The organism is Thiolapillus sp. (genome assembly GCF_048562965.1).
GTDB lineage: Bacteria > Pseudomonadota > Gammaproteobacteria > Chromatiales > Chromatiaceae > Thiolapillus > Thiolapillus brandeum_A.
Genome location: NZ_JBHNMF010000096.1, coordinates 1 through 9,069, shown reverse-complemented (window position 1 = coordinate 9,069; position 9,069 = coordinate 1). Strand labels below are relative to the sequence as shown.

Genomic DNA, 9,069 nt, shown 5'->3' with positions numbered 1-9,069 from the left:
TTCGATGTCATGCCGATTACAGAGGCTCCTGCCGAGTCATGTCGGTAAAATGCGGGTTTTGACGTTCTGGAATCACGGATTCAGGTTTTATGGCAAACTTTTTTTGCCTTTATAGCCGCAACATAGCAAGCTCCGTTTTCGAGCGCAAGGCTGTTGATTCAAATCTTTGGGCCAATGCACATTGACAATGCATGCGCTGCCATACAATCACTTTCGAACCGGTAAAAATAGCATGACAACAAATCTTGGAATTGTGATGGACCCCATAGAATCCATCAAAACTGTCAAGGACAGCAGCTTTGCCATGCTGCTGGAAGCCCAGCGCCGCGGCTGGAATCTCTGGTACATGGAGATGAATGACCTGTTTCTGCTGGATAACAAGGCCATGGCCCGGATGAAACGGCTGCATATCCGGGACGATCCGGAAAACTGGTATGAATTCAAAGAAGAAAAAACCGCCGAACTGGGCAGGCTGCAAACCATCCTCATGCGCAAGGATCCGCCTTTCAACATGGAATACATCTACGCCACCTACCTGCTGGAACAGGCCGAGGTGCAGGGCTGCCTGGTGGTCAACCGCCCCAGTGCCCTGCGTGATGCCAACGAAAAGCTCTACACCAGCTGGTTTCCAGAATGCACGCCCGCCACGCTGGTTTCACGCAGCTATCAGGATTTTACCGATTTCCTCAGCTGTCACGGCGACATCATCGTCAAACCCCTGGGCGGCATGGGCGGCGAATCCATCTTCCGCGTTCAGCAGGGCGATCCGAACACAGCGGTCATCCTGGAAACGCTCACCGCAAAACAGACCCGCTATGCCATGGCGCAGAAATTCATCCCGGAGATCAGCGCCGGCGACAAGCGCATCCTGGTCGTGGATGGCGTTGCCGTACCCTGGGCGCTGGCACGGGTTCCCCGGGCAGGCGAGAACCGCGGCAACCTGGCTGCCGGCGGCAATGCCCATGGCATCGAACTGAGTGAGCGGGATCACTGGATTGTGGACCAGGTGGCACCCCGCCTCAAAGAAGCGGGAATTCTGTTTGCAGGATTGGATGTAATCGGCGACTATCTCACCGAAGTCAACGTCACCAGCCCGACCTGCATCCGGGAACTGGACGCTATCTACAACCTCAATATCAGCGCCATGCTGATGGATTGCATAGAGAAAAGAATCAACACATGACGACTGCCGTTCGCCTTGCCGCCCCCCTGCTGGTCATGCTGTTGCTGCTGAGCGCCTGTGACAGGCCCCAGCCGGTCTACAACAGCCGTTTCCTGACATTCGGCACACTAACGGACATCAGCATCGTGGGCGTTACCCTCGAACGCGCCATGCGGGCCGTGGAAACCCTGGAAGACGATTTTGCCATCATGAACAAGGCCTGGCATGCCTGGGCACCCGGCCCCCTGACCCGCACCAACAATCTGCTGGCCGAGGGGGTACGCTTCGCCGTGCCCCCTTCCGTGCTGACCCTGATGAAAAAGGCCAGGCAGCTCGCCAGGCAGAGCGACAACCTGTTCAATCCTGCCGTGGGCCGCCTGATCAAACTGTGGGGCTTCCAGAGCGACACCCTGGAAGATCATCGCCCGCCGGAAAAAGAAGCCATCGAAAAGCTGCTGGCGGCTCATCCCACCATGGACGACATCACCATCGACGGCATCCACGCCAAGTGCAGCAATCCTGCGGTGCAGCTGGATTTCGGCGCCATCGGCAAAGGCTATGGCATCGACCTGGCCATCGAACATCTCAAGGAAATGGGCATCCAGAACGCCATCGTCAACAGTGGGGGCGACCTGCGCGCTATCGGCTCCCGCGGCGGCCATCCCTGGCGCATCGCCATCCGCAGCCCTTCCGGTTCGGGCACCCTGGGCTTCCTGTATGTTTCCGGCGACGAAAGCGTCTTCACCTCCGGAAACTACGAACGCAACTATCTCTGGGAAGGAAAGCTCTATCACCACATCATCGATCCACGCACCGGCTACCCGGCAGAAGGCACGCGCTCGGTGACTGTCATCCATGACAACGCCACCGTGGCGGACGCCGCAGCAACCGCCCTGTTCGTGGCAGGACCGAAAGACTGGCACCGCATCGCCAGGCAAATGGGCATCAAGTACGTACTGCTTATCGACACCGACAACATCGTGCACATGAACCCCGCCATGAAGAAGCGTGTACAACTGATGGACAGGAACCAGCCTGTGGAAATCTCGGCACCGCTGACGGATACGGTGACAGCAGACCGCCCATGACCGCCATACGTCAGCAGCATCACAATGAAGCCATGATCACCATGACGGTGATCGCCGTTCTGGTGCATGCCCTGCTGATACTTGGCGTCAGCTTCGAACTGCCACCACCGCCCAAGCCTGCCACCCAGCCCAGCCTGGATGTCATCCTGGTGCCCACGCCCAGGAAACAGCCGGCACCGAAAGAGGCGGATTTCATGGCGCAGCAGAACCAGGAAGGCAGCACCGAAAAGGCAGGCCATGCCCGCCCCAGGGCTGTCCCCAGCCAGCCAGCGCTGAAAAAGAGCGAGAAAGCCACTGTCGAACAGGTGCGCAGCGGCACACCCGCACCGGAAAAACAGCAGCAGCCCAAGGTGGTGGCGAGCAGGAAAAAGGTGGTGCGCCAGGTGCCGGTAAAAAAGAAAGCCCCCGTCAGAGCCAGGCCGAAGCCCGACATGACCCAGCTGCTTTCCAGCACCCGCCAGGAAATCGCCCGCCTGACTGCCGAACTGGACAGGAACAGCGAATACGCTTCACAGCTCCCACGGCACAAGGCCATCAATGCCAGCACCAGGGAATACCGCTACGCGGCCTATCTGGAGGCCTGGCGCAAAAAGGTGGAACGCGTGGGCAACCTCAACTATCCCGACGAGGCCAAGCGCAAGAAACTGTACGGCGATCTGCTGCTGCATGTCTCGTTGCGCGCCGACGGCTCCGTTCAGCAGATTCGCGTGGTGCGCTCCTCGGGACACAAGATCCTAGACGACGCCGCCGTACGCATCGTGTGCCTTGCGGCGCCCTTCGCCCCTTTCCCGGCAGAGATCCGCAAGGAAGTGGATATTCTGGACATCACCCGCACCTGGCAGTTTCTCAGCAACAACCGGCTGTTTTCCAGCAAATAGGGTGGCCGCCTGATACAATAATCGCCATGAGCGAAGCGTCATCTCTCACGAACCACTTTCTCATCGCCCTGCCCAGCCTGCAGGACCCCAACTTTTCCCGCACCGTCACCTATATCTGCGAACACACAGGCGAAGGCACCATGGGCCTCGTCATCAACCGCCCCAGCGCCCTGCAGCTTACCGATATCCTGCATCACATGGACATCGGGGAAAGACCAGACACGCCATCGGACATGCCCATCTTCATCGGCGGGCCGGTGCAGGAAGACCGGGGCTTCCTCCTGCACACTCCCGCAAAACGCTGGGAATCCACCCTCCTGATCGGTGACGACCTGGCAGTTACCACCTCCCAGGATCTGGTCAGGGCGCTTGCCAGAAACGAAGGTCCGGAAGAGATCCTCTTCGCCCTGGGCTATGCCGGCTGGGGGCCGGGTCAGCTGGAACAGGAACTGCAGCAGGATGCCTGGATATTCGGTCCTGCCTCGAAGGACATCCTGTTTCACACGCCTGTGGAAGAGCGCTGGGAAGCTGCCGCCAGGCTGGCGGGCGTGGACGTGAATCTGATCAGCAACACCGGCGGCCATGCCTGAGCCGCGCAGCATGACGCTGCTGGGGTTCGACTACGGCACCCGCAAGATCGGTGTCGCCGTGGGACAGGAACTCACCGCCACCGCCACACCGCTGACCGTACTGCACCTGGTGAAGAACAAACCCGACTGGGACGGCATCGCAGACCTGACCGAGGAATGGCAGCCCGATGCCCTGGTGGTCGGTCTGCCCATCGGGCCGGAAGAGAACGAAACCCCCATGACCGTGGCCGCACGCAAGTTTTCCCGGCAACTGCACGGGCGCTTCGGCCTGCCTGTACACCTGGCCGATGAACGGCTAACATCCCGGGAAGCCTGGAGCCGCATCGGCGGCATCGCCGAGCGCGATGTCACCCGCATCGATTCCATGGCCGCCAAACTCATCCTCGAAACCTGGTTCAGCGCCCATGAACAACAGCAGTAACCGTATCTTCATGCAGCATGACGCCATCCTGGATCTGATCCAGGGCATGGCGCGCCTGACCGAACGCCATCTGCAGGACAGGGAAATAGAAGCGCCAGTGATGATCGGCATCCACACCGGCGGCGTGTGGGTCGCCGAACGCCTGCATACGCTGCTTCAAATCGAACAACCGCTGGGGCAGCTGGACATCAGCTTCTACCGCGACGATTTCACCCGCATCGGCATGAATCCCCAGGTAAAACCCTCTTCCATTCCCTTTGCTGTGGACGACCGGCACATCATCCTGGTGGACGACGTCATACAGTCCGGGCGTACCATACGCGCCGCCATGAACGAAATCTTCGACTTCGGCCGTCCGGCTTCCATCACCCTGGTCACCCTCATCGAGCGCAGCGGCCGGGAGCTCCCCATTCAGCCGGACATCATCGGCCTCGAACCGCCCCTGGCCGACGAAGAGCACATCCGCCTGCAGGGACCGGAGCCGCTCAACCTGGCGATCAACGGCTCGCGGGTCAACCGGGAAAAGACATGAACGCCGAACCGCAACAGACAGACACACAGGGCAAGCTGCGGCACTTTCTGAGCATCGAGGGCTTCCGCCGGGAACAGCTGGTGCAGATCCTCGATGCCGCGGAATCCTTCGCCATGCTGCCCGGGCGCCAGGTAAAGAAAGTTCCCCTGCTGCGCGGCAAGATCATCACCAACCTGTTCTTCGAGAACAGCACCCGCACCCGCACCACCTTCGAGCTCGCCGCCAAGCTGCTGTCCGCTGACGTGATCAATTTCAACGTGAACGTGTCGGCCACCTCCAAGGGCGAGACCCTGCTGGACACACTGCGCAACATCGAGGCCATGCACAGCGACATGTTCGTGGTGCGTCACCATGCTTCCGGCGCCGCTCATTTCATCGCGCAACATGTGGCGCCGGGGGTGAGCGTCATCAACGCCGGCGACGGCCGCCATGCCCATCCCACACAGGCCATGCTGGACATGTTCACCATCCGCCGCCACAAGGGGGATTTCACCCCCCTGCGGGTAGCCATCGTCGGTGACATCCAGCATTCCCGGGTGGCCCGTTCCCAGATCATGGCGCTGAACATCCTCGGGGTGTCCGAAGTGCGGGTGGTCGCGCCACGCACCCTGCTGCCAGCCGATGTGCGCACCCTGGGCGTGCACGTCTTCCACGACCTGGAACAGGGCATCGAGGACGTGGACGTCATCATCATGCTGCGCCTGCAGCGCGAGCGCATGGACAACGCCCTGCTGCCGTCGGCCCATGAATACTTCCAGCTCTGGGGCCTGACCCAGGAGCGGCTGCAGCGCGCCAGACCCGATGCCATCGTCATGCACCCCGGCCCCATCAACCGGGGCGTGGAAATAACATCTGAAGTGGCAGACGGCCCCCAGTCGGTGATCCTGCAGCAGGTCAGCTACGGCATCGCCGTGCGCATGGCCGTCATGTCCATGGCCATGGGGAACCGCAGCGGAGATCAGGGCACATGAACACTTCCAGCATTCACATCCGGGGGGGGCGCCTCATCGACCCCGCCAACGGCATCGACGCCGAAACGGATATTTTCATCACAAACGGCGTAGTCGCAGGCGTGGGAGAGAAGCCGGGCGGCTTCGAGGCAAAAGAAACCATCGACGCCAGCGGCAAGATCATCTGTCCCGGCATCATCGACCTGGGCGTGCACCTGCGTGAACCCGGCGAGGAACACAAGGGCACCATCTGCAGCGAGGCGGAGGCCGCCGCACGGGGCGGTATTACCACGCTCATCTGCATGCCCAACACGCGCCCGGTCATCGACACGCCCGCTGTGTGGGAGCTGATCCGGCGTCGGGCCAAGGCCTGCGGCAGCGCCAGGGTACTGGCCATCGGTGCGCTGACGAAGAACCTGGAAGGCGAGCAGCTGGCGGAAATGGGCGCACTGCAGCAGGCCGGCTGTATCGCCGTGAGCAACACGCGCAGGCGCATGGGCAACACCCTGGTGACCCGTCACGCCATGGAGTACGCCCGCACCTTCGATCTGCCGGTCATCCTGTGCAGCGAAGACCCCCATCTCAAGGCCGACGGCTGTATGCACGAAGGCAGTGTCGCCAGCCGCCTGGGGCTGCCCGGCATACCCTCGGCGGCCGAGACCGTAGCCGTGGCCCGGGATCTGGCGCTGACCGAACACACCGACAGCCGCAGCCATTTCCATACCCTGTCCACCGGCCGCGCCATCGAGATGATCCGCCAGGCCAAGCGGGGCGGCGCACGGCTGTCCGCCGACGTGGCCATCCACCAGCTGTTTCTTCTCGATACGGACGTGGATGGCTTTCATGCCGCCTGCCATGTGGACCCGCCCTTCCGCACTCAGACCGACCGGGACATCCTGCGCCAGGCCGTGGCCAGCGGCGATATCGAGGTGATCTGCTCCGACCACCAGCCCCATGAGGCGGATGCCAAGACCGAACCCTTTCCCCTCACGGCGCCGGGCATTTCGGGCCTGGAAACCCTGTTGCCCCTGAGCCTCAAGCTGGTGGAAGATGGCATCCTCGACCTGCCGACCGTCATCGCCCGGCTGACCTGGGGGCCGGCACAGGCGCTGGGGCTGCCCCAGGGACGGCTGGACAGTGGCCGCAGCGCGGATATCTGCATCTTCGACCCTGATGAAATCTGGACACTGGATCCGGAGGGCATGCACAGCAGCGGCCGGAACACCCCCTTTGCCAGCTGGGAATTCCGCGGCAGAGTCACACATACCCTGTTTGAAGGGCGTACCACCTGGAGATCGGCCTCATGAAGCACCCGACACAGCGCGACAGCATCTTCCTGGAAGACGCCAGGATCCTCGAACATCATGCCTATCCCGGTGACCAGCACATCCTGCGCCTCGAGTCACCGCGCTGCGCGGCCAGCGCCAGGCCCGGCCAGTTCGTTCACCTCACGGTGGATCCCCAGCGCCCCATGCGGCGCCCCATTTCCATCATGCGGGCCTCGGCGGAAGAAGGCTGGATCGACCTGCTCTACAAGCAGGTGGGGGAAGGAACCCGCCTGCTGGCCGCCCGCACCACGGGCGAATTTCTCAGCAGCCTCGGCCCCATCGGCACACCTTTCGAGATCCGGGAAAAACGCCCCCTGCTCATCGGTGGCGGTGTGGGCATGCCACCGATGATCTTCGTGGCGGAAAGCCTGAAGGGCAGCGAGCACCAGCCTGTGGTCATACTGGGTTCGGAAGTGCCCTTTCCGTTCAACCCCCATCCCTCACAGATCCTGCTGCCGGGAGTGCCCGACGGCGTCATCGCCACCATGCCCCTGTTGGATGACTGGAACATTCCCTGCCGCCTGGCCAGCCAGCAGGACATGGCTGGCGTGCATCAGGGCTATGTCACCGACCTGGCAAGACACTGGCTGAACAGCCTTGATGAACAGGCACGCAACGAAGTCGGGCTCTACGCCTGTGGCCCTCACCCCATGCTGGAGTCCGTGGTCAGTCTGGCACGGGAATTTGCTCTGCCGGTGCAGGTCTCCCTGGAAGAGTTCATGGCCTGTGGCGTGGGTGGCTGCGCCGGCTGCAGCGTCGAGGTGCAGACAGAAAACGGCCCGGCCATGCAGCGGGTATGCGTGGACGGGCCTGTGTTCGATGGCTACCGGGTGTTCTGAACACCCGGCGTTTGCGGCTGCTGCATTCAGACCTCAATAATCGTCCACCAGCATGGCAGCATCCAGATCCCGGGCACGTGTTCCGGGGGTATTGTCGCCCAGCTTGATCGTGAGGCGCACCTCGTTGGCGGAATCGGCGTGCTTGAGTGCATCTTCCTCGGTAATCTCACCTTCCAGATAGAGTTCGTACAGAGCCTGATCGAAAGTGATCATGCCATGTTCCCTGGAGCGTTTCATCAGTTCCTTGAGCTCATGAACCTTGCCTTTGAGAATCAGGTCAGATGCAAGCGGCGTATTCAGCAGCACCTCGATGGCTGCCCGGCGACCCACACCGTCGGCACGGGGAATCAGTTGCTGGGCGAGGATGCCCTTGAGGTTCAGTGACAAATCCATGAGCGCCATGAGCGCCTGGGTCATGCGCTCTTCCGGGAAGAAGTGCAGTATCCGTTCCAGGGCCTGGTTGGCGTTGTTGGCGTGGAGGGTGGACAGCACCAGGTGACCGGTTTCGGCGAAGGTCAGGGCGTGCTCCATGACCTCCCGGGTACGGATCTCACCGATCAGAATCACGTCCGGCGCCTGACGCAGGGTATTCTTCAGCGCCACTTCATAAGATTCCGTATCGATCCCCACTTCCCGCTGGGCGACGATGCAGCCCTGATGCTGGTGCAGGAATTCGATGGGATCCTCAATACAGATGATGTGGCCGTCACTGTGCTGGTTGCGATACCCCAGCATGGCGGCAAGCGATGTGGATTTACCGGTGCCAGTAGCACCCACAAAAATGATCAGGCCGCGCTTGACCATCGCCAGTTTCTCGATGATCGGCGGCAGCTGAAGCTCCTCGAAACTGGGAATGCTGGTTTCGATACGGCGCAGCACCATGGCTACGGCATCCCGCTGCACAAAGGCGCTGACCCGGAAACGCCCGATGCCTTCGGCACTGACGCCAAAGTTGCATTCCTTGGTGTGCTTGAATTCCTCGCGCTGCTCCGGGCTCATCAGCCCAAAAGCCAGCTCCCGCGTCTGATCGGCACTCAGCGCCGTCTTGGCGATGGGCTTGATGTGGCCGTCCACCTTCAGGCAGGGCGGGCGTCCCACGGTGATGAACAGGTCTGATGCCTTCTTGTCGGACATCAGACGGAGAATGTCATTGAATTCCATTTACTAGAGTTTAGAGTAAGCAACATTGTTCCACCGTATATTTTCGGGTGAAATAAAGTTGCTATTTTGTTCATACTGCCCGTTAGAGCTTGTTCTATACGCTGATTGCTGCATCCTGCT

Annotated in this window: 10 protein-coding genes; 9 read left to right on the top strand and 1 reads right to left on the bottom strand. The window is 61.2% G+C overall.

The features are described from left to right. Positions 1-232: 232 nt before the first annotated feature. Genes gshB through ACOCD2_RS07255 form a run of 9 tightly spaced genes read left to right on the top strand, consistent with a single transcriptional unit; the run spans position 233 to position 7,788 of the window. A complete protein-coding gene (gshB, locus tag ACOCD2_RS07295; protein WP_293646370.1) occupies positions 233-1,183 on the top strand; it encodes a glutathione synthase in 951 nt (316 codons plus the stop codon). Further along, positions 1,180-2,250, top strand: coding sequence for an FAD:protein FMN transferase (locus ACOCD2_RS07290; RefSeq protein WP_293646368.1), 1,071 nt, complete (start codon positions 1,180-1,182; stop codon positions 2,248-2,250). The genes gshB and ACOCD2_RS07290 overlap by 4 nt, the downstream gene beginning before the upstream one ends. Then, positions 2,247-3,128, top strand: a complete 882-nt coding sequence (locus tag ACOCD2_RS07285; protein ID WP_293646366.1) for a TonB family protein — start codon at positions 2,247-2,249, stop codon at positions 3,126-3,128. The genes ACOCD2_RS07290 and ACOCD2_RS07285 overlap by 4 nt, the downstream gene beginning before the upstream one ends. Positions 3,129-3,154: 26 nt before the next feature. Next, on the top strand, positions 3,155-3,718 hold the full coding sequence (locus ACOCD2_RS07280; RefSeq protein WP_293646364.1) for a YqgE/AlgH family protein: 564 nt from the start codon (positions 3,155-3,157) through the stop codon (positions 3,716-3,718). Continuing rightward, positions 3,711-4,139 (top strand): Holliday junction resolvase RuvX, encoded by a 429-nt coding sequence (gene ruvX / locus ACOCD2_RS07275; RefSeq protein ID WP_293646362.1) that lies wholly within the window; start codon positions 3,711-3,713, stop codon positions 4,137-4,139. The genes ACOCD2_RS07280 and ruvX overlap by 8 nt, the downstream gene beginning before the upstream one ends. Continuing rightward, the gene (gene pyrR / locus ACOCD2_RS07270) at positions 4,123-4,671 is read left to right on the top strand and encodes a bifunctional pyr operon transcriptional regulator/uracil phosphoribosyltransferase PyrR (RefSeq protein WP_293646360.1); all 549 of its coding nucleotides are present in this window, start codon (positions 4,123-4,125) and stop codon (positions 4,669-4,671) included. Before ruvX ends, pyrR begins: the two co-directional genes overlap by 17 nt. Then, on the top strand, positions 4,668-5,642 hold the full coding sequence (locus ACOCD2_RS07265; protein ID WP_293646358.1) for an aspartate carbamoyltransferase catalytic subunit: 975 nt from the start codon (positions 4,668-4,670) through the stop codon (positions 5,640-5,642). Before pyrR ends, ACOCD2_RS07265 begins: the two co-directional genes overlap by 4 nt. Beyond that, positions 5,639-6,928: a dihydroorotase gene (locus ACOCD2_RS07260; RefSeq protein ID WP_293646356.1), complete on the top strand. Its 1,290-nt coding sequence runs from the start codon at positions 5,639-5,641 to the stop codon at positions 6,926-6,928. The genes ACOCD2_RS07265 and ACOCD2_RS07260 overlap by 4 nt, the downstream gene beginning before the upstream one ends. Next, the gene (locus ACOCD2_RS07255; RefSeq protein WP_293646354.1) at positions 6,925-7,788 is read left to right on the top strand and encodes a dihydroorotate dehydrogenase electron transfer subunit; all 864 of its coding nucleotides are present in this window, start codon (positions 6,925-6,927) and stop codon (positions 7,786-7,788) included. The genes ACOCD2_RS07260 and ACOCD2_RS07255 overlap by 4 nt, the downstream gene beginning before the upstream one ends. 33 nt (positions 7,789-7,821) lie before the next feature. Here the strand turns inward: ACOCD2_RS07255 and ACOCD2_RS07250 are convergent, their stop codons facing one another. Further along, complete coding sequence (locus ACOCD2_RS07250; RefSeq protein WP_293646352.1) at positions 7,822-8,949, bottom strand: PilT/PilU family type 4a pilus ATPase; 1,128 nt, start codon at positions 8,947-8,949, stop codon at positions 7,822-7,824. Positions 8,950-9,069 lie beyond the last annotated feature (120 nt).